The following is a 20,082-nucleotide window of genomic DNA, read 5'->3' as shown; positions in this document are numbered from 1 at the left end:
GCACAACCGCTGGGTCTGATGGCTTTGAGTATCTGCGAATGCCCGGGATTATAGCAGGCAACGAGTGCGGTTTGTCCGGCAACAAGCCGTGATTGGACGCACAGTTCGCATGCCAACCAGTTCGCATGCTGAACTACAAACAGATCGTAACAAAGAACAACAATTTGCCCATGTCATCCGATATGTCGCCTCTTTAGACTTGCCGGCATGAGACTGACGCCCGGATCGGGCAAGGATAGATGTACATGCTCTCCAGACTGAAGATTTCCCACAAGCTCGCGTTACTCGTCGCCATCGCCGTCATCTCCTTTATCCTGAGCCAGGGTTTTGCGCTGGTCACGGAACAGTCCAATTCCGAGCGCCTGAACCAGGTCCGTGACCGTCTTTATCCAACCCTTGAGCTGACCACAGTTAACCGCGGTCAGTTACAGCTTATGGAACAGCAGATCAACGGTTCGGTGGCCACCGGTGATGACCAGCAATTGGCCTCCACCCGTGAGTACCTGGACACCATCACCGGCAATCTGAACGAAATTGCAGCCCTCAACCCGGCTTTGAGCTCCGAAACCAAAAAGCTTCGGCAACAGCTTGAAGGCTATTACGCCAACGCTACCCGCATCGCCACTGCGATCATCGAAGGCACAGCAGATTTCAGCAAGATTGGTGACGAGGCTGCCGCCAATGCCCGCCGTCTCGAGCAGCTGAGGGCTGATCTCGATACCATGCACCAGCGCACCCGCGACCATTTTCAGGCGGCTATTTCAGATACTGTGGAAGCGTCCAGTGACGCCAGCTCTGTTTCCGTGGCCATCCTTGTCATATCTCTGGTGGTGCTGGTTGGCCTGAGCCTGATAATTGGCCGCTCCATATCCAGCAGCCTGAGCCAGATCATCCTTTCGCTGAAGAACATGGCCTCAGGCGAAGGTGACCTGACCTCACGTATCGACTACCACGGTAAAGATGAGCTCAAGGACCTGGTCGACCAGTTCAACCTGTTCGTCGCCAAGCTTCACAAGTCGTTCGCCACCATCAGCCAGGATGTGAATGGCTTGAATTCGGTTTCCGACCACCTGGCCCGCACCAGCCGCACCAACCTTGAGCGTATCAGCAACCAGGCCCAGGCCATTTCCTCGACCCGTAACTCCGTCGATGAGCTGGTTCGCAGCGTGGAAGAGGTGGCTGGCTTTGCCTCCAGTGCCTCGGACCAGACCCAGGATGCCTCCAAGTTTGCCCAGACCGGCCAGGAAAAAGTGAACCACAACGTGGCCACTATTCGGGAACTTGTGTCGGAGATCGAGGCAACGGCCGGCCTGGTGAACCAGTTTGACACCTTCTCCAGCAAAGTGGGGGGACTGCTCGACACCATCCAGAACGTCGCCGAACAGACCAACCTCCTGGCCCTGAACGCCGCCATTGAAGCGGCCCGGGCCGGCGAACATGGCCGTGGCTTTGCTGTGGTTGCCGATGAAGTGCGGGGGCTTGCCGTTCGCACCCATAAGGCTACCGAAGAAATACAGGGCGTTATTTCCGAACTCTCCAAGCTGTCATCTTCAGCGGTGACCTCCATGGAGAGCAGCGTCAACAAAGCCCATGAAGGCGTGACGGCGACCACTGAGTCCGGCGATATCCTCAGCCGCATACTGAAAAACGTCCAGCAGATCAGTGAGCTGAACGAACAGATTGCCGCCGCCACTTATGAGCAGAGCACCACGTTCAAGGAAGTGACCGGCCATATGACCGACATGCACCGCAACGCCGAAGCCGTCATGGAGAGCACCGATGAGCTCGACAGCGTAAGCCGCGACATCCAGAAAGTGAGTACCGGCCTGCACACGGTTGCCAGCCAGTTCCGCGTTTGAATCAAAGACGTTAAATCCCGTAGAACCAGGAAGACCCCAAAATGAAGAAACTTTTCCGCCTGGCGCCCCTAGCGGCAGCCATTGCTGTCGCGCCGGTTATGGCCCAGACCAACGATGAGACTGTGTCCCGGATGCAGCAGCAGCTGGATTCAATGCAACAGCAGCTGAATTCTGTCAAAGACGAGCGCGTACGTTTCAATGGCTTCTTCAGCACCGGCTTTGCCCGTGCCAGCAATGACGCTGGCTTTGATGGCGTTACAGATGAAAGCAGCGTAGCCGATCAGAGCCTGCTGGCTCTGCAGGGCACCTTTGACGTAACCGATAAAAGCCAGGCCGTATTGCAGCTCGTGGGCCGCGGTGCTGAAGACTGGGACCCGGTTGTCGAGTGGGCATACCTGAGCCATCGCCCCACTAACGACCTGCAGCTCCGTGCCGGCAAGATGCGCCTGCCTTTCTTCATGTACTCCGATTCGTTGGAAGTCGGCTATGCTCAGACTTGGGCCCGGCCACCCGCCGCAGTTTATGATCCTGTGGCCATCCAAAGTTATGTTGGAGCCGACGCAACGCACACATTCAACTTCAATGGTTCATCTTTGACGACCCAAGTCTTCACTGGGTTTACTGAAGAAGAGGGAAATATCTCCGAAGTTAAGTTGCGTAACACTGCTGGTCTTACACTTAGCTGGACAGATTACGTTTGGACAGTTCGTGGTATTGCAGCTACCGCAGAAATTTCCATCAATGCCACCCGCCTGGCTGCGATCGCCGAAGCGAATGACCTTCAGTTGGTGGACGGTCAGGCAATTCTCGCCGATGAAGAAAGGGGCAATTTTTTCGGCCTTGGGCTAGGTTACGATAATGGAACCTGGCAAGTTATCTCTGAAGTCACCCGGGCGGAAGTTGACGGGAAATTTGCTGACACCGACTCGGCTTATGTCTCTGTAGCCCGCCGTTTCGGCACCCTTACACCTTATGCGGTTGTAGGTTGGATTGAGAGCCAGGACAACGAGGAGCGGGCGGGAGCGTTCCTTGCTCAAGGACCTACCGGCATTATGCCAGCCGTCCCCGAATCAGTATTGAATACCCGTAGGGATGAATACAGCGTTGGTGTTCGCTGGGACATCACCCCTGGCGTTGCCATTAAGGCAGACGTTACTCACGTCCGCGGTTTTGAAGGTTCAGCCGGTGGACTCAACCCCGCCTTTATACTGGCCAACGATGACGATACCACCAACGTCTACACCCTTAAACTCGACTCTGCATTCTGAGGAGGCCAGACATGAAAAAGTACAGCCTGATTTTACTGGCAAGCATGCTGGTCAGCCCCCTGGCCCTGGCGGAAGTCGTGGTTATCGGCCACCCAGGTGGTCCGGACAGCATCACCTCCAACCAGGTGCGGGATATCTACCTGAACCGTAGCCAGCAGCTGCCGGATGGCCAGAAAGTGCGGCCTTTCGAGCTGCCTGAAGGTGCCCCTGCCCGCTCCGAGTTCCACGAGAAGGTGACCGGACGGAATGACGCTCAGCTCAAGTCCTTCTGGTCCCAGCAGGTGTTTACCGGCCGTGGTCAGCCGCCCCAGGAACAGGGCAACACCGGCGCCATGAAGGCCTCGGTGGCTTCGACTCCGGGCAGCATTGGCTACCTTGATGCGTCTGAAGTAGACGATTCGGTCAAGGTTATCCTGACACCCTGATATTCAGGCGAACATAAAAAAGCCAGGACGCGAGCGTCCTGGCTTTTTTATTACTGCAGACTTCGTAGCTAGGTAGCCTCAGAAGCCCCGGGGCACGGTCTGCGGCTCCACAAACTCGAACAGACCTTCCAGGCCACCTTCACGCCCGATTCCCGATGCCTTCATGCCGCCAAACGGTGCTTCCGGCGTGGGCCCGGTGCCGGTATTCCAGCCCACATGACCAAACCGCAGGGCGGCAGCAACACGCTGGGCCCGTTCGGGGTCAGCAGTGAAAAGGTAGGCGGCCAGGCCGAATTCGGTATCGTTGCCCGCGGCAATCACCTCGTCATCGTCCCGGAATAACGCCATGGGCACCAGGGGACCGAAGGTTTCTTCCCGGAAACAGGCCATGTCCCGGGTAACACCGGTGACCACGGTTGGCGGGTAAAACAGATCTTTTCCTGACAGGTCCGTGGGTTTGGGGCCTGCAACAAGTTCGGCCCCTTTTTCCAGGGCATCCGAAACATGGCGATGTACCTTGTCAAAGCCGGCCTTGTTGATCAGCGGCCCGATGTCGACATCCTCGTTCATGCCGTCGCCCACCTTCATGGCCTCGACTTTCTCAGCAAGCTTTTTACCGAAGGCGTCCGCCACCTTTTCATGGACAAAGACCCGGTTGGCGCAGACACAGGTCTGGCCGCCGCCCCGGAACTTGTTACCCATCAGGTTGGTGGCCGCCGCATCAAGGTCCGCATCCTCAAACACGATAAACGGCGCATTACCGCCCAGCTCAAGGGCCAGCTTCTTAACCTGGTCGGCGGTGTCGGTAATCAGCTTGCGCCCGACCTCGGTGGAGCCGGTAAAGCTCAGCATGGGTACCTCGGGATGCTCGCACAGCACTTTGCCAATCATGCTCGCCTTCCCCATCACCAAATTAACCATACCGTCTGGCATATCCACGTGCTGATCAATCAGGCTGAACATCGCGATCATGGTCAGTGGGGTCTCACTGGCGGGCTTGATCACCGACGGGCAACCTGCCGCCAGCGCAGCGGACAGCTTTTTCGCGATCATGCCTATTGGGAAGTTCCAGGGCGTAATCAGGCCGACCACACCGATTGGACGATAGTGCACGGTCCAAGTGCAGTCTTTCGGCTTCTCTGCAATGGTATGGGCATCCAGGGCCTGAATATGGCGGGCGCAGTAATCGAAAAATCCTGCCGCGTACTCAACCTCCCCTTTTGCTTCCTTGAGGGGCTTGCCGTGCTCTTGGCACAGGATCCGTCCCACTTCCTCTTTATTGTCCAGAAGCGTGTCCCGAATACCCTCAAGCCATCCACGACGGGTTTCCAGAGAGTAGGGCTGGGTCAGCCGCAGAGCTTTCGAGCCTGCATCGACGGCGGCGTTTACATCCGCTTCGCTCATGGAGGGCACCTTGGCTATGACTTCGCCGGTGGCAGGGTTGTATACGTCAAAGGTGGCATCCTCGCCGGGGTCCTTCCATCGACCGCCTATATAGCCGTTCAGGTTCTTCAACAGTGGTGAGTCCATAGCTTAGGCTCCTTTGTCGCAGACAGGTTATTTAACAGTCAACGGTCATAGTGGCCGCTGAATCTGGCCCTGTAAAGTCGTGCGTCAAACACCCCGCAGGACATTGGTAGCATCTCCGTAGACACTGGGGGTTTTGACCCGCAGGACCTTGAGCCTATACTCCATGGATGACCCAAAAAGGAGCCGGCTGATGAAAGCGTTTTTTCACCCTGCACAAGACCAACACCTGCCCAAAACCTACTTTACCCGGGGTCAGATGCGCCAGCCCCAGGAAGTGCCTGATCGCACCTCGCAAATGCTCGAGGGCCTTAAAAGCCTGGGAATTCCGGTGCTTGAGCCCGCAGACCAGGGCGCCGGGAATATTTCCCGGGTCCATGACCTTGGCTACCTTCGGTTTCTGGAGTCGGCTCACCGGCGCTGGAGCGAAATGGGTGACTGGGGTGACGAGGTGATGTCGAACATTTTTGTCCGCTCCCCCAACCCGCTGCGGGGCATTCTTTCCGAAGCCGCCTGCTACCAGGCCGATGGCAGCTGCCCTATCGGTGCCAACACCTGGGAAGCGGCCTACTGGTCCGCCCAGTCAGCCCTCGGGGCCGCCGATGCTCTGATGGCAGGCGAACGCACAGCCTATGCAGTATGCCGCCCGCCTGGCCATCATGCCCGCCGGGATGCGGCCGGTGGCTTCTGCTACCTGAACAATGCCGCCATTGCCGCCCAGAAACTGACCGCCCGGTTCCCGCGCATCGCCATCCTCGACACCGACATGCACCATGGCCAGGGCATCCAGGAGATTTTCTACGACCGCAAGGACGTGCTCTACATTTCCATTCACGGCGACCCGACCAATTTCTACCCGGTGGTCACCGGCTTTGAGGACGAGCGCGGGGTTGGCGAGGGCGAAGGCTACAACATCAACCTTCCCATGCCCCACGGATCCTCAGAACAAGACTTCTTTGACCGGCTGGAAGAAGCCATGGCGGCGGTGACCCTGTTCAACCCGGACGCCCTGGTGCTGCCCCTGGGCTTTGACATCTACCATGCCGACCCGCAAGCCAAGGTCTCCGTGAGCTCAGAGGGTTTTGAGCGCCTGGGCAAGCGCATAAGCCAGGCCGGGCTGCCTACCCTGGTGGTCCAGGAAGGCGGCTATGACATTGAGTCCCTGAGCGAAAATGTGCAGCGGTTCTTCAAGGGCCTGGGTGTCTGAACTAGCCCGGCCATGGCCGGTCAGTGAGCGGGAGCGTACACCTTGATGTTGCGGTGGCCCTCGGCCCGCAGATGACCGGCGTGAAGCTGGCTCATGGTGCCCTGGTCGCAGTACAGCAGGTATTGCTGATCCGCAGGCAGGGACACAAAGGCCTGGTTGAGCTCATAAAAGGGAATAGGCATCACCCGGTTATTGGTCAGCTCCAGCGGCGCGCCCTCCTGCTCGTTAGGATGTCTGAGATCGATAATGACATCCTCGGTGGCGGGGGTCCGGACCAGCTCCACCTCTTCCGGCGTCACCGTCGTGCTCATGAGCTGGTCTATGGGAAGGGCCGTCAGGTTCGCAATGGCTCGTGCCAGCACTGCAGAATCCATTTTCTGTTCTTGCGCCTGAACCCGGTCAAGTCGCGCCCGGGTGACCGGTCGCCGGGAAATCACGCCACAATATTCCGGCATGGTACGGGCAAACGGCTCGGTCCCGATCTCTGTGGCGAGGCGGATAATCTCACCCTTATCCATGGCGATCAGCGGCCGCAGCACCACCTGATCGGATGCCTGGTCGACCACATTCAGGTTGGTCATGGTCTGGCTCGACACCTGGGCCACAGCATCGCCGGTCACCAGGCCGGTAGCGTTCATCTGGGGTGCAATCTGAGACGCGGCTTCCAGCATCTGGCGCTTGAGCACCACGCCCCAGTGCCGCGAGTCCACCGTATGAAGAATTTCGGCCACCACCCCTTCAAAGGGTACCGAGATAAACTTGACGCTGTGAGACGCGCCATAGCGCTGCCACAGATGATGGGCCACCTGGCGGACACCCACTTCGTGGGCTGCACCACCCAGATTGAAGAACAGGAAGTGGCTGCGCATGCCCCGACGCATCATCAGATAGGACGCCACCGACGAGTCGTAGCCACCGGACATGAGACACATGACCGACTCCACACTCCCCAAGGGGAAGCCGCCCAGGCCCGGATGCCTGTGGTAGGCAATGTGGTACCGGTTTTGCCGGATCTCGATCCGGACGGCAACCTCTGGCTGCTTGAGTTCCACCTTGCGGGCGCTTGTCTGTTCCAGCAATACCCTTCCCACATGCCGGGCCACCTGGTCTGAGCGGAAATCATGGTCGCCCAGGCGCTTCACCCGCACGGCGAAACTCTTCCCTGCAAGACGGTCCTGGTAGGCCGCCAGTGCTTTTGCAGCCATATCATCAATGTCCATAACGGGGAACTCACCGATCTCCTGGATACTGGCTATGCCCGGAATGCGTTTCAGGGCGTCCAGAACCGATTCTGCCAAGCCTGGCGAATCCTCCAGGCTGACATCGACCCGGTCAAAGGAGCCGTCCACGAGAATACCTGGCGCCAGCTGTTTGAGGATCTTGCGAATATTCTGGCGCAAGATACGCATCTGGCGCTGGCGCACCGGCTTGCTTTTAATGGTCACTTCAGGAGCAGGTCGAATCAGAAGTCTCATGGCGCTGGCGTTGTGTGGGAAGTGTAAAGATGGGTGACGCAATGGGTAGCGAAAACTCATTAAAGCGCTTAGTGTAACGGGTTCAGTCCATGCTTCAAAATCGGGCACCAGTCAGCCCGTTTCGACGACACGATTTCTGAATTCCAGCAGGAGCTTCGCTTTTCATGAGTCAGGCCACCATTAGTGCTCTCGTTTCTCCCGAGGGCAGCCTTGAAATTCTCTCCGCCCAAGAAGTGAGCCGCCTGAAGGATCGCAGCGAAGGCGGCCTTTACAGTCTCTTTCGTCAGTGTGCACTCGCAGTACTCAAAACCGGGGCCGAATCCGACGACTCTAAGGAGTTGCTCGACATCCATGCTGAGTTTGATATACGTCTGATACCTCAGCCAAGGGGCCTTAAACTGGAGCTTATCAACGCTCCGGCGTCTGCATTCGTGGATGACAAGATGCTCACTGCCATCCGCGAGCACCTGTTCTCGGTGCTGCGGGATATTGTCTATTCACACTCGATTCCTACCGAAGCGGCTGGTTTCAATAGGGAGGAACCAGAAGATATTACCAATCTTATTTTCCACATCCTACGCAACGCCCGGGTCCTGCAGGCTGGTCGCCAGCCCGACATGGTGGTGTGCTGGGGTGGCCATTCCATCAGTCGGGAAGAGTATGTCTACAGTAAGGATGTGGGGCACGAGCTGGGCCTTCGAGGGCTGAGCATTTGCACCGGGTGCGGTCCCGGCGCCATGAAGGGACCAATGAAGGGGGCAACCATCGGCCACGCCAAGCAGAGGGTCAAGAATGGCCGCTACATTGGTATCTCCGAGCCCGGCATCATCGGCGCAGAAGCGCCAAACCCCATTGTCAATGAACTCGTCATCATGCCGGACATTGAAAAACGGCTGGAAGCCTTCGTACGGGCGGGACACGGCATTATTGTTTTCCCGGGCGGTGTGGGGACCGCCGAGGAGATTCTTTATATCCTCGGCATATTGCTGCATCCGGACAACGCCGAACTGCCCTTTCCGCTTGTGTTCACCGGTCGAAAAGAAAACGCCGGCTATTTCCACATGATTGATGAATTCATCCGTAACGCCCTCGGGGACGAGGCCACCAAAAAGTATGAGATCATCATTGATGACCCGGTACGCGTTGCCCAAACCATGAAAAAAGGCGTCGGCCAGGTCACCAGCTTCCGTCGCAGCAAGCAGGACGCATACTATTTTAACTGGATGCTGAAGATTGACCCGGTGTTCCAGATGCCCTTCGAACCCACCCACGAAAGTATGCGGGAACTGGAACTGCACCGGCACCAGCCCGTACACATGCTGGCAGCCAATTTGCGGAAAGCCTTTAGCGGCATTGTGGCGGGAAACGTAAAAGCTCGGGGTATCAAACAGGTGCAGGAAAAAGGCCCCTTCGAAATTGCCGGGGACCCGGCCCTTCTGGCACCGCTTGATGCCCTACTTACAGCGTTTGTGGAACAGAACCGGATGAAGCTGCCCGGTACCTCAGCCTATAAACCCAGCTACCGGATTGTGCCTCTCACTTCCGACAAGTAACCGGGCAAAAGCCCCAGGGGTGAACCGGCATGGCGACCACTGCCAGCCGGTTTGCCAGCTGTTGTCTACTTGCCGCCGGCAGGCATTTGAGCGTAATAGGCCGCTAGGTTAGCGATGTCCTCATCACTCAGACCGGTAGCCTGACCCTGCATGACAGCGGCCTGCCCGCCGCTGCGCTGTTTGTTCTTATAGGCATTCAGGGCCATCACCAGGTAGGCCTCGTTCTGCCCCGCAAGGTTTGGATAGGACGGAATCTGAGCAATACCGTTTTGCCCATGGCATGCAGCACAGGTACCAGCCCTGGCCTTGCCTGCCTCTGGATCACCCGCTCCGGTGGCGAGCATGGGAGCCGCCGCCAACAGAGTAAAAATGCTCGCAATGGTATAGTTTTTCAGTTTCATGCAGTCTACCTTCTCTCAACGTGCTGATTTTTTTACTACTCTGGGCTAAAGCCAGTCCGTGGACTGCTGTTGATGCCTGACTTATACCATAGGGTCCTGAGTGAGCAAATGCTATAAGTCAATCTCACCCAGGCTTCCTGGCCAAAGGGATTCGACATAGGTCCCGTGTTAACGGGGCGTTTTTAACGCCAAAGTATAGGCACTCAAAATCCCTCTGGAGCCCACGGATATCACGGAGAACCGCCGCAATCATGCCCATCAAGACCGAAGAGCTCAGCTGCACAGAAGGCCGGCTTGGACTAATCACTCTGGACGCCCCTGAGACCATTAACGCGCTGTCTGAAACGATGATCGACCAGATGCAGGCAACTCTGGACTGCTGGGCAACGGACGATAACATCTGCCTGGTGATGATTCAGGGCAAAGGTGACAAAGGCTTCTGCGCCGGCGGCAACCTCCGCGAACTATACGATGCACTTCGTGGAGCGGATGATCCGGCCACCCCGGCCAGATTCTTCAGCAAGGAATACAGACTTGATTACAGCCTCCACCGCTACCCCAAGCCGGTCATCTGCTGGGCTCACCGGGTGGTCATGGGCGGTGGTCTCGGCCTGCTGTCGGCCTGCCGCTACCGTCTGGTGACGCCCGACCTCATCATGTCGATGCCCGAAATCAGTATCGGCCTGTTTCCGGACGTGGGCGCAAGCTGGTTCCTGAACCGGCTGCCGGAAGGGCTCGGGCTGTTTCTGGGGCTCACCGGCGCAAGGCTCAATATAAGCGATGCGCTTCGGGTAGGGCTGGCCGATCTGGCAGCCTTCCCCCATCAGCGAGAGACCCTTATTGAGACAATCCAGGGAACCCGCTGGAGCGGCGAGGTATCTACCGATGACAACCGCCTGTATCGCCTACTGAACCGGCTGCAGGCACCCGCGCCGGACAGCCTTCCCGAGAGCAACCTGGCCCGGCATGAACGCACCATAGCCCGCCTGTGCCGTGACGGCGAGCTGCCGACTATCGTGCAGTCACTGCTGGCTGAAAAGTCAGAGGATTCCTGGTGGCAAAGCTGTACCGAAACGCTGCGCAGAGGCTGTCCGGTCAGTGCCTGGCTGATCCATGAACAGCTGGAGCGGGGGCGCCAGCTTTCCCTGGAGGAGATCTTCCGGATGGAGCTGGTAATGGCAGCACGCTGTGCCGAGGAACCCGATCTTGCTGAGGGTATACGAGCACGGCTAATCGAACGGGACCAGAGCCCGGTGTGGCAGCACGCCGGACTTTCGGATGTTACACCGGAGTATATCGAGCGCTTTTTCATACCGTCCTGGAGCGAGATGGAAGATCCGTTGATCGCGCTCTAGTCGAAACAGGACAGAAAACACGGCAGTTGCAAGGCGCAGGTTAGAGCCAAACGGGATGAATGTCAGGAACCGGCACCGGCCTGCACCAGCAGCATCTCCAGGTCTTCATTGTTTCTGGACCGGGCCAGATCAAGGGCGGTGTAGCCATGCTCATCGATAAAAGCCACATCGGCACCGGCTGCCAGCAGAACTTCCGCCGTTAAAAGGTCACCGCCGTTCACGACGTGCATCAACAGGGAGCGGCCATCCTGGCTGACATTCACATTGGCGCCTGCCGACAGCAGGGTTTTCACTACCGAGAGGTGGCCCTCCCGCGAAGCCAAGAACAGGGCAGTGTCGCCGCCAGCACTGGTGGCGTTGACCCTGGCCCCCGCCGCAAGCAGAAGCTGTACCGAGCGACGGTGGCCCCGCCCTGCCGCGGCCATGAGTGACGTGATCCCTGACTCGTCCGCCAGATCCGGCGCGGCGCCCTCGCGAAGCAGATACCAGACCAGCTCGTCATGGCCATTCTCAGAGGCAACATAAAGCGGCGTGCCCTGCTCAGTCAGGGTGTTCAGGGAGGCGCCCGCTTCCCGCTGGGCCCTGACCTCATCAATATCGGCATCCTGAACGGCGCCCAGCAACGGTGTGGCACGGGCGCTGGCGTGACGGTTTTCAAGATTGGCGGGGCCCGGGTCAGAGGCACACCCCGCAAGCACCAGACCGGAGGCGATCAGCAACAGCCATGCACGACTGGGACCCGGCCGCCGGGAACATGCAGGAAACAGGATTCGGAAACAGGCCGTCATGGCGGGATCTCGTATTGAAGTGCTGAGCTATTCTCGCCATCGCTCTGTAGCAATGAAAGCGAGCGGTTCACAAGTTCGTGAAGGGATCGGTCTCAGGGATTGGCTTATGAACCGGTTCAGAGAGCGCAGCCTCCAATTGCCCCGCCAGCTCCCTCAGACGCGCCTCGCCGTCGCGACGCCCGGCACACAGCCCCGCATCCTGAAGCTCGCCCCAGCTCCAGCCCTGAAGGATTTTCCGACACCACAGGATGTGCTCCGGGGAGGCCATGAGCCGGGCCGCTGCACCAGGCTGCAGGGTCAGCCGTATCAGCGGCAGCAGGCTCAGTTCCAGACCACGATGGCCCTGACAGAACCCGGCGAGTTCTGTTCTATCAAGGGGTGACAGTCCCAACGGGCCTGACATCTGTGCAGACACAGCCAGAGCAACCTCCGGACTCAGGGTGGGCCAGACCCTGGGTAACAACATGGGCCAGTGTTCCGCGAAACGGGACTGTATCTGGCCGGCAAGGGATTCAGCCGACGCTGACAGACCGCACAGTACCTGCACAGCGTACTCACCACTGCTCGCTTCCCGCTGCAGGCCAAGGCGCATCACTGCCAACCCGCACCGGCGCCAGAACCCGAGCAGGTCGGGCGCGGCTCCAAAGCTGCTGCCCAGGCCGTCCAACCCCTTGTCGACAGCCCAGTCTCTGGCAGCTGCCACCAACGCCTGACCCACTCCCTGGCGGCGCCACTGGTCCACTACGGCAATTCGTATGATCCTGGCCAGCCGCAATTCGGCGGCCTTGGCAAAACCACTGTGATTCGCCAGTGACTGGGGTAGCAGGTGACCCCGAAGGCGGCGCGAACCCTGTGCGACCTGCTGCGCCAGACCGGGCTCCAGCCCCCCTTCCACACTGCCCCACAGTACACCGACGATTCTGCCTCCTGCCTGAGCCAGCCAGCTCTGCCCAAGAGGGTCATCTAGCCATTGACGGAGGTCCCCGGGTGTCGTCCGGTAGTGGGCATCCACCAATAGCCCGAACACCTCACGCAGCTCGATTTCGGAAGCCCGGGCCGGATGCCAGGGAGTGATGGTAACGGGCCCCGCGACCGGTACATCCGGCGATTCAGCATTCAGCAGAAAGAGCTTGCGGATCAGAGTTTCCAGAGGGTCGTCATTTGCCCAACGTACCGGCTGGGAAAGTGTTATCCGGCGCCACTGGGGAGCATGGGCCTGGAGCACCCGATGGAACCTGAGGGCGAATCCCCGGCCCGAACCTTCGTAGCCGTGGGTGGTCGTTGCATAGACCACCCGGGGCCAACCCAGCAGAACGGATTTGAGCAGCGGGGCCGGAATTGCCGCTGCTTCATCGACCAGCACCAGATCCGCAGGAGGCCGATTTCGCAGAAGTTCATCGATGGCATGGAAAGTGACCGTTGATCCGCAGTGCAGGGAAATCTGGCCGGTTGCGCTGGAAACGTCGTCATCTGGCGTTTCGCCTTTTATCAACCTATTGCCCGCCGTTTCTCTGCCGTGCCTGAACAGGGTGGCCGCAGCACCAGGGCTGGGCGCAGTCACCGCCACATGACAGGGGTGACCACTTTCTGCGAGCCAGCGGACAGCTGCGATACCCAGGGCGGCTGATTTACCTCTCCCCCTCTCGGCCGTGATCACCAGCGGTCGCTTACGCCGCCCCCTGGCGGTACGGGTGATGGCTTCTATGGCGCTGGCCTGGTCATCCGTTCCGCCAGGCTCAAAGGCTGACCCGGGCACAGGTAGATGCGGCAGGGCATGGGGCTCGTGTGAAGCTTCGGGACCCACACGAACGCGGATCACCTCTGGATCCTCGCCAATCACCCTTGCCATTCGGTCGGCAAACGGATGCGCCGGGGCATTCTCAATCCCTGTGCGCCGGTAATCCGGGTCCGGGAAAGTCGCCCAGCTCGCCAATGGCGGCATCAGCCAGAACCAGAGGCCGCCAGCAGTAAGGGTGCCGCTCAGCGCGGCGAGGCTGTCCGGCGGGTTGCCCCGCCAGCCATCCCATACCAGCACCTGTGTTTCACGGCCGAGCCAGCGGACGCCTGCCGTGGGTTTAATTGCCACAAGCCCGGGATTTGGCTGCTCCGACGCATCGCCATTCCACAGGCCCACCTCAAACTCGAGGCAACCCAGCACCCGGCCCAGCCAGTCCAGCCCCATGTCCCGGTCGCCTTCGACCAGTACCAGGCGTCGTTCACCCCGCGCCCGGAGCTGCTGTTGAAATCCGGCCCAGTCGACTTTGGAATTGGCAGGCACCGAAGGTCAGCTAAGATCTATAGCGTGGCGTTTGAGGTCGTCCAGGCTGCAGTACTTGAGCGCGAGACGATGGGTCGCCCTGAGCTTCACCCGGGGCGCACGGCCGGCCTCAAAGGCCTCCTGCCATCGGGCGGCGCAAAGGCACCAGGCATCCCCTGCCCTGAGTCCGGGGAATCCGTTGGCCGGCATGGGTGTACTCAGATCGTTTCCCCGGCTGCGGGAATAAGCCAGGAACTCATCGGTCATCACGGCACAAACCACATGGGCGGACCGATCTTCCGGCCCGGTATTGCAGCAGCCATCCCGGTAAAACCCAGTTTCGGGATCCGTGCCACAGACCTCCAGTTTTTCACCTAGCACATTGATGGATTCAGCAAGCACGGTGGCCATATCAGTCACTCCTGTTACCTGTCACTCCCGGTCCCCTTCAGGCTGGAAGCTCAGTGAGAAAAGAGGGCCATTATGGGGGATGAAAGCGGTTGTGTCAGGCCTGTGATGCCTACGGCGATCCGGTTCACGTGACCACAGGAATATAAGCCAATGCCTACGGTGTTTTTAGACAGAGTCGGCTTCCTCTACCGGGAAGATCGTATAAAATCCCCGCTTCATTTCGCCGGGTTCACGCCCGCGACCGATGGATTTCAACAAAATGGAACTTTCAGATGCCGTTAAACCTGTGCTTTGGTGCCACCCGCCCCCTGTCCCTGAGCCTCTTCTGGACTTTGATGCTTGGCCTGATCATCGCTCCGGCCCATGCCTATGCCCTTAGTGGCCCGAAGGTTGAGTCGTTCATTGCAAGCATTAAAGAAGTCCATACGATTGTTGAGAATTACGAGGGAAGCCCGCTGGAGGATGAGCTCGACGAGGACGATGAAGATGACCTGGATTACACCAATGCCTACTCGAGCCTTGTCAGCCACCTGGACGAAGAACCCCCGCTAAAACGAGAAGTAAGTGCCGCCGCCAGACGTCATGGCTTCAGCACTCTTTCCGAATGGGGCCGGACCGGAGATCAGGTTTTTTCGGCGTTCATGGCCATCGGCCTGGAAGGCCAGCCTGCGATGGATGAAGCCGGCATAGAAAGCTACCTGGCATCAATGGAAGCGGCCCAGTTGCCAGAAGAGGATATGCAGGAGATGCGGCGGTCGATGGCAAGTCTTTTGGAAGCCAACAGGAAACTTCGTCAAGTCCCCAAGGCGGACATCGAAGCGGTCCGGCCCCACGTCGATGAACTGATGGCAATCCACATGGTTGATGAAGACGAGGCTGGCGAAGACGAGTGGAGCGACGACGACTGGGAAGATGAAGAGCTGGATGACCGGCAGGGCTATCAGTAAAACCAGGCCCTGAACCGGACGGCGGAGTGCCCGGTCGAACTCCGCCGTGCAGCACAGCCGGCGACGTTTATCCCGAAACGGTGATAACGGTTACCCTCACCCGCCTTGGCGATTACAATGGGCGCCATGCCCACCGACCTCCCCGATTACCTGACCGACGAGCAGCGCGCCATTATTACCGCCGGCAACGAGCATGTGGTGATTACGGCTGTGGCTGGTAGCGGCAAAACCTCAACCCTGGCCTGGCGCATCCGTTATCTGCTTGAGCAGGGACAGAATCCCAGCCGCATTCTGGTGCTGATGTTCAACCGCAGTGCGCGGGTGGATTTCGAGCGCAAGCTGGCGAATGTCACCCAAGGCACGTCCCTGGCGCTGCCGGAAGTGCGAACGTTCCATTCCATGGGTTTGAGACTGTATCGGCGTTTCATCCGCGAGGGCTACCTGCCGGCGTTTTCCGAAGCCATTCTGACCGAGCAGGAGATCAACTTTCAGGTCTGGCTGCTACTTCGGCGACTGGTACCGGAAGAGTTGCAGGAGGAGGTCCGGCGCAGCAAGAAAGAGTATGTGGAAACCGCCAGCGGGTTTATTGACCGGGTCAAGACCACGCTCTCGCCCGCGGACGTCGTGTTTGAGGAGCTGGGCTACGAGCCAAAGCACCGCTATCTGGTGGACCTTTTTCACAGCTTTGAGCAGTGGCGCAAGGCCGAGAGCCGGATCAGCTTCGCCGACATGCTGTACGAGCCGGTTATGGCCATCCACCAGAACCCGCCGCTGCAGACTCTGGTCGCCAACAAGATGGATCTGATACTGGTGGATGAGTATCAGGACACCAATGAAATCCAGCACCTGCTGTTGGGTTATGTGGCCGGCGACCGGGCCCGGGTGACTGTGGTGGGGGATCCGGACCAGACCATTTACGAATTTCGTGGCGCCCGGCCCGAGTTCATCCTGAACCGGTTCAGTGCCGAGTATGACCGCCCGCTTGAGCAGACTCTCAGTTACTCCTTTCGCTATGGCCACCGGGTCGCACTGCTGGCCAATCATCTGATCAGCAATAACCAGGGCCGCCGGGACGTGCTGTGCCACGCCCATGATACGACGCCAGAGACAGGGATATCGCTATACGAGCATGAAAGTGACCCCACCACGGTGCTTAGCATTCTGGACAGCCTGTCGCCCCAGGCCCGGAACGAGACCGCCATCCTGTTCCGGGTCTGGAGCCAGAGCGTCGCCATTGAACTACAACTGCTGGCACGACAGATTCCCTACCGCATCGACAAAGGTAAGGGCGCCCTGTTCAGCCGCGAAGCTGAAGCCGTGACCGCGCTGCTTCAGGTCACCACTGGAAATCTTGCCAACACGCCCGAATCCGACAGGCTGACACTGGCCCGTGCCCTGCTGACGTTTCCCCATGTGGGTCTCAAGGCCCCGGAACTGGCTCAGTTGGCCGGGTTTCTGGCCAGGTTTGACGCTCATTGGGGCGATCGCCTGCAGGCCATGGATTTTGATGCTCTGACGCCGATGGCGGGGAAGAAACTCAAGCGCCTGGGGGAGGTCCTGCAACAACTGCAGGACTTCTCGGGGCCAGTGGCCGAGCTGATTCGTCGCTACGCTGAGCACACCGAGCTTTACGAAGGCTTGCGTAGCCTGGCCATGACCCACGAAGCGGCCAGCGAACGGGTCGACACGGTAAAAGGCCTGCAGGGGTATCTGGCAGGCCTGGGCATGTCAGGGTCCGAAGCCCTGGCGCATTTGCGAAGTCTGCGGCAGGAAGCCCATCAGCATACCGCCCGGGGCGGTGTTCTGATGTCGACGATTCACCGCACCAAGGGGCTGGAGTGGCCGACAGTCATCCTGCCTGGATTGCAGGAAAAGTATCTGCCCTACAGCCCGAGGCAGAGCGACGACGTTATCGCCCTGCTGGAAAGTGAACGGCGCCTGCTCTATGTGGCCATAACCCGAACGCGGCATCAGTTGCACCTGATCACCCGGGTCAGCGGTCCCCGACCCGCCGTGGATACCGGCCAGGTACCCAGCCGCTTCATCCGTGAACTCAGGTTCGAGCTGTCGGATCAGTTGGGCAGCCAGCTGCACACACTTGCAAGCACAGCGCCGAAGCCCGCAAGCCTCGAACTGGCTGTGGCTCCCAGCCCTGTCAGTGAGCGTTACGCGAAACGGGCGGGGGTCGTGATCACCCTCACAGGTAGTGCTGAGACCGATAGCGAAGCGGGCAACGCGGGCGAGCACGGGATGGTCTGGAGCCACGGCCGACTCAACCACGCCGTCTTTGGCCACGGCAAGGTGATTCGCGAAGAGGAGAGCTCCTTCGAGGTGAGCTTTGACACCGGGCAGACCCTGAATTTCAGCAAGCAGACAGCGCACCTGTACTTCAAACCCGTGTCGGGGCAATACTGACTGATGACCTGACAAAGAGCGGGACTGTTTTTGTCGAAGTCCAGGAGACGGCCGTGTCCATTGCTGTTAGAGATGCCCGCAAGATTCTGGCCTGGAGCTTTGCCGGGCTTATAGCGCTCACCCTGGCGATGCCTGCCTCCGCTATCTACCGCTGCGGCAGTACGTTCTCCGATCAACCCTGCGGCCCTGATGCAGAGGAAATTACGGTCCGCGATAACCACATCGGGGGTAATTTTGAGTCCAACCTTCCGGAACTTGCCGAGCCTGCGCCCGATACCCGGGCCGAAACCGGGAAAAGCGATCAGCCGGAGGATGCCTGTCGCTTCATCAGTTCCACTGACCTTCGCACCCACCTCGCCCGAAACCAGGTGGTCAAGGGCATGACCCGGGACCAGGTGCTCAAAGCCTTCGGCCGGCCACCAGAGACCTATCCGGTGCCCCGGGAAACCTGGGTCTACCAGACCGATTACTACGGCAAGCTTTATGAGCTGACCTATGTCTACTTCCGGGATGGCTGTGTCGATAAAGTGGAGTACAGAAAACCCTGAACGACCTCGCAACTGGCCTCAACAACCCTTGCACAGCTCTTACGAATGCGGTTGTATTGATCGGTATAAACCAATTGCTTTACAACCGCTGAGCGACCCTGGGCCGCCGGCAGATGGGGGACAACCATGACGACCCGGCATTTCGATGTACTGATTATCGGCGCAGGTCTTTCAGGGGTAGGGGCAGCTTACCATTTACAGAAGCATTGCCCCGGCAAGTCCTTTGCCATCCTGGAAGGTCGTCAGCGTATGGGCGGCACCTGGGACCTTTTCCGGTACCCGGGCATACGTTCCGACTCGGACATGTACACCCTGGGTTATTCGTTTCGGCCCTGGACCCACGGCAAGGCCATAGCCGACGGCCCTTCCATACTTGAGTACGTCAGAACCACAGCCCGGACCCATGGTATTGATCAGAAGATTCATTTCGGCCAGTGGGCGACGCGCTACAGCTGGAACAGCGAGGAAGCACGGTGGACCGTTGAGACCCGCTCGCAACAGGGGAACGAAGAGCCCCAGACCCGGCGATTCACCTGTAACTTCCTGATCAATTGCAGCGGCTACTACCGTTACGATCAGGGCTATACTCCGGAATTCCCCGGCCGGGAGCGGTTTGAAGGCAAGGTAATCCACCCCCAGCACTGGCCAGAAGATCTCGACTACAAAGGCAAGCGGGTAGTCATTATTGGCAGTGGCGCCACCGCCGTTACGCTGGTGCCCGCCATGACCCGTGACGCGGCCCACGTCACCATGCTGCAACGCTCACCAAGCTATGTGGTGTCTCTGCCTGATGTGGACGCCATTGCCCAGGCCCTGCAAAGGTTGTTGCCGACCAAGCTCGCCTATCAGGTGACCCGCTGGAAGAATGTGTCCACCCAGACCCTGTTCTTTCAGGCCTGCAAGCGCTTCCCCAAGCTGATGCGCAAGCTGATACGCTGGCAGACTCGTCGCGAGCTGGGGCCGGATTTTGATGTGGATACTCACTTCAATCCCAGTTATGACCCCTGGGACCAGCGCCTGTGCCTGGTACCCAACGGCGACCTTTTCCGGGCGCTCCGCAAGGGCGAGGCATCGGTGGTGACCGACCAGATCGACACATTTACCAGGGACGGCATTCGGCTGTTTTCCGGCCAAGAAATCAAGGCCGATATTATTGTCACCGCCACTGGCCTGAGTCTGGTAGCCCTGGGCGGTGCCGAACTGGAACTGGACGGCCGTCCTGTCAGCCTGCCGGATACCATGAGCTACAAGGGCATGATGCTCAGTGATGTGCCCAACCTGGCTCTGGTGGTGGGCTACACCAACGCTTCCTGGACACTCAAGGCGGATCTGACAGACGAGTATGTCTGCCGCCTCATCAACTATATGGACGAGCACGACTACGACGTATGCGTGCCGGCGTCGGACCCCCGGGTGAACGAGGCTCCCTTCCTCGATCTCAATTCCGGCTATGTCCACCGTGCTCTGGAGCATCTGCCCAAACAGGGCGATCGGGCCCCCTGGCGGCTCTACCAGAACTATCTGCTGGATCTGATCAAGCTTCGCTTCGGCACCGTGGACGATCAGGTCATGCGCTTCACCCGCGCCCCCGGCAAAGAGATGCGTGGTGAGGCCGCGGACCGTGCGGCCTGACGACCACAGACCTG

16 protein-coding genes are annotated in these 20,082 nt (G+C 59.1%); 10 read left to right on the top strand and 6 right to left on the bottom strand.

All coding sequences use genetic code 11. The features are described from left to right. Positions 1-245: 245 nt before the first annotated feature. From G7W63_RS10125 to G7W63_RS10115, 3 genes are all read left to right on the top strand, one after another. Positions 246-1,859 carry a methyl-accepting chemotaxis protein gene (locus G7W63_RS10125; RefSeq protein ID WP_166256966.1) on the top strand — a complete coding sequence of 538 codons (1,614 nt, stop codon included), beginning with the start codon at positions 246-248 and terminating at the stop codon, positions 1,857-1,859. Positions 1,860-1,990: 131 nt separating this feature from the next. Further along, on the top strand, positions 1,991-3,127 hold the full coding sequence (locus tag G7W63_RS10120) for a hypothetical protein (protein ID WP_242634382.1): 1,137 nt from the start codon (positions 1,991-1,993) through the stop codon (positions 3,125-3,127). A gap of 11 nt (positions 3,128-3,138) precedes the next feature. Next, positions 3,139-3,552, top strand: a complete 414-nt coding sequence (locus tag G7W63_RS10115) for a type 2 periplasmic-binding domain-containing protein (protein ID WP_166256960.1) — start codon at positions 3,139-3,141, stop codon at positions 3,550-3,552. Positions 3,553-3,630: 78 nt separating this feature from the next. Here the strand turns inward: G7W63_RS10115 and G7W63_RS10110 are convergent, their stop codons facing one another. Beyond that, the gene (locus G7W63_RS10110) at positions 3,631-5,082 is read right to left on the bottom strand and encodes an NAD-dependent succinate-semialdehyde dehydrogenase (RefSeq protein ID WP_166256958.1); all 1,452 of its coding nucleotides are present in this window, start codon (positions 5,080-5,082) and stop codon (positions 3,631-3,633) included. 190 nt (positions 5,083-5,272) lie between these two features. Between G7W63_RS10110 and G7W63_RS10105 the strand changes: the two genes are divergently transcribed. Then, positions 5,273-6,286, top strand: a complete 1,014-nt coding sequence (locus G7W63_RS10105) for a histone deacetylase family protein (protein ID WP_166256955.1) — start codon at positions 5,273-5,275, stop codon at positions 6,284-6,286. 20 nt (positions 6,287-6,306) lie between these two features. On the opposite strand, the gene thiI is transcribed toward G7W63_RS10105, so the two are convergent. Then, positions 6,307-7,761, bottom strand: coding sequence for a tRNA uracil 4-sulfurtransferase ThiI (gene thiI / locus G7W63_RS10100; protein ID WP_166256952.1), 1,455 nt, complete (start codon positions 7,759-7,761; stop codon positions 6,307-6,309). Positions 7,762-7,925: 164 nt separating this feature from the next. Here thiI and ppnN point away from each other — a divergent pair, with 164 nt between their 5' ends. After that, on the top strand, positions 7,926-9,314 hold the full coding sequence (ppnN, locus tag G7W63_RS10095) for a nucleotide 5'-monophosphate nucleosidase PpnN (protein WP_166256947.1): 1,389 nt from the start codon (positions 7,926-7,928) through the stop codon (positions 9,312-9,314). 65 nt (positions 9,315-9,379) lie between these two features. Here ppnN and G7W63_RS10090 read toward each other — a convergent pair whose 3' ends face one another. Next, positions 9,380-9,715, bottom strand: a complete 336-nt coding sequence (locus G7W63_RS10090) for a c-type cytochrome (RefSeq protein WP_166256944.1) — start codon at positions 9,713-9,715, stop codon at positions 9,380-9,382. A gap of 251 nt (positions 9,716-9,966) precedes the next feature. Between G7W63_RS10090 and G7W63_RS10085 the strand changes: the two genes are divergently transcribed. Next, entirely contained in the window at positions 9,967-11,070 is a 1,104-nt protein-coding gene (locus G7W63_RS10085; protein ID WP_166256941.1) for an enoyl-CoA hydratase/isomerase family protein, read from the top strand. Positions 11,071-11,132: 62 nt separating this feature from the next. Here G7W63_RS10085 and G7W63_RS10080 read toward each other — a convergent pair whose 3' ends face one another. The 3 genes from G7W63_RS10080 to G7W63_RS10070 all read right to left on the bottom strand — a co-directional run bounded on the left by G7W63_RS10080 (position 11,133) and on the right by G7W63_RS10070 (position 14,526). Then, entirely contained in the window at positions 11,133-11,789 is a 657-nt protein-coding gene (locus tag G7W63_RS10080) for an ankyrin repeat domain-containing protein (RefSeq protein ID WP_242634381.1), read from the bottom strand. Positions 11,790-11,925: 136 nt separating this feature from the next. Beyond that, positions 11,926-14,136: a tRNA(Met) cytidine acetyltransferase TmcA gene (locus tag G7W63_RS10075; RefSeq protein WP_242634380.1), complete on the bottom strand. Its 2,211-nt coding sequence runs from the start codon at positions 14,134-14,136 to the stop codon at positions 11,926-11,928. A gap of 6 nt (positions 14,137-14,142) precedes the next feature. Continuing rightward, positions 14,143-14,526: a DUF2237 family protein gene (locus tag G7W63_RS10070; protein ID WP_166256935.1), complete on the bottom strand. Its 384-nt coding sequence runs from the start codon at positions 14,524-14,526 to the stop codon at positions 14,143-14,145. A 272-nt stretch (positions 14,527-14,798) separates the two neighbouring features. On the opposite strand from G7W63_RS10070, the gene G7W63_RS10065 reads away from it, so the two are divergent. The 4 genes from G7W63_RS10065 (at position 14,799) to G7W63_RS10050 (ending at position 20,068) form a co-directional block, all read left to right on the top strand. Then, positions 14,799-15,473, top strand: coding sequence for a hypothetical protein (locus G7W63_RS10065; protein ID WP_166256932.1), 675 nt, complete (start codon positions 14,799-14,801; stop codon positions 15,471-15,473). 126 nt (positions 15,474-15,599) lie between these two features. Then, the gene (locus G7W63_RS10060) at positions 15,600-17,888 is read left to right on the top strand and encodes an ATP-dependent helicase (RefSeq protein WP_166258312.1); all 2,289 of its coding nucleotides are present in this window, start codon (positions 15,600-15,602) and stop codon (positions 17,886-17,888) included. A 53-nt stretch (positions 17,889-17,941) separates the two neighbouring features. Next, positions 17,942-18,436 carry an outer membrane protein assembly factor BamE domain-containing protein gene (gene bamE, locus G7W63_RS10055; RefSeq protein ID WP_242634379.1) on the top strand — a complete coding sequence of 165 codons (495 nt, stop codon included), beginning with the start codon at positions 17,942-17,944 and terminating at the stop codon, positions 18,434-18,436. Positions 18,437-18,562: 126 nt separating this feature from the next. Further along, positions 18,563-20,068 (top strand): flavin-containing monooxygenase, encoded by a 1,506-nt coding sequence (locus G7W63_RS10050; RefSeq protein WP_166256929.1) that lies wholly within the window; start codon positions 18,563-18,565, stop codon positions 20,066-20,068. Positions 20,069-20,082: the final 14 nt, after the last annotated feature.

The organism is Marinobacter salicampi (assembly GCF_011074795.1).
GTDB classification, from domain to species: domain Bacteria; phylum Pseudomonadota; class Gammaproteobacteria; order Pseudomonadales; family Oleiphilaceae; genus Marinobacter; species Marinobacter salicampi.
The sequence above is the reverse complement of the archived record's forward strand: the minus strand, read 5'-3'. Positions and strand labels throughout refer to the sequence as shown.

Bases quoted from the DNA above. Each gene is read 5' to 3' on its own strand.
- G7W63_RS10115 (WP_166256960.1), top strand. From the start codon at position 3,139: ATGAAAAAGTACAGCCTGATTTTACTGGCAAGCATGCTGGTCAGCCCC.
- G7W63_RS10050 (WP_166256929.1), top strand. From the start codon at position 18,563: ATGACGACCCGGCATTTCGATGTACTGATTATCGGCGCAGGTCTTTCA.
- G7W63_RS10120 (WP_242634382.1), top strand. From the start codon at position 1,991: ATGCAGCAGCAGCTGGATTCAATGCAACAGCAGCTGAATTCTGTCAAA.
- ppnN (WP_166256947.1), top strand. From the start codon at position 7,926: ATGAGTCAGGCCACCATTAGTGCTCTCGTTTCTCCCGAGGGCAGCCTT.
- G7W63_RS10060 (WP_166258312.1), top strand. From the start codon at position 15,600: ATGCCCACCGACCTCCCCGATTACCTGACCGACGAGCAGCGCGCCATT.
- G7W63_RS10105 (WP_166256955.1), top strand. From the start codon at position 5,273: ATGAAAGCGTTTTTTCACCCTGCACAAGACCAACACCTGCCCAAAACC.
- G7W63_RS10070 (WP_166256935.1), bottom strand. From the start codon at position 14,526: ATGGCCACCGTGCTTGCTGAATCCATCAATGTGCTAGGTGAAAAACTG.
- G7W63_RS10125 (WP_166256966.1), top strand. From the start codon at position 246: ATGCTCTCCAGACTGAAGATTTCCCACAAGCTCGCGTTACTCGTCGCC.
- G7W63_RS10085 (WP_166256941.1), top strand. From the start codon at position 9,967: ATGCCCATCAAGACCGAAGAGCTCAGCTGCACAGAAGGCCGGCTTGGA.
- G7W63_RS10090 (WP_166256944.1), bottom strand. From the start codon at position 9,715: ATGAAACTGAAAAACTATACCATTGCGAGCATTTTTACTCTGTTGGCG.
- G7W63_RS10065 (WP_166256932.1), top strand. From the start codon at position 14,799: ATGCCGTTAAACCTGTGCTTTGGTGCCACCCGCCCCCTGTCCCTGAGC.
- G7W63_RS10110 (WP_166256958.1), bottom strand. From the start codon at position 5,082: ATGGACTCACCACTGTTGAAGAACCTGAACGGCTATATAGGCGGTCGA.
- thiI (WP_166256952.1), bottom strand. From the start codon at position 7,761: ATGAGACTTCTGATTCGACCTGCTCCTGAAGTGACCATTAAAAGCAAG.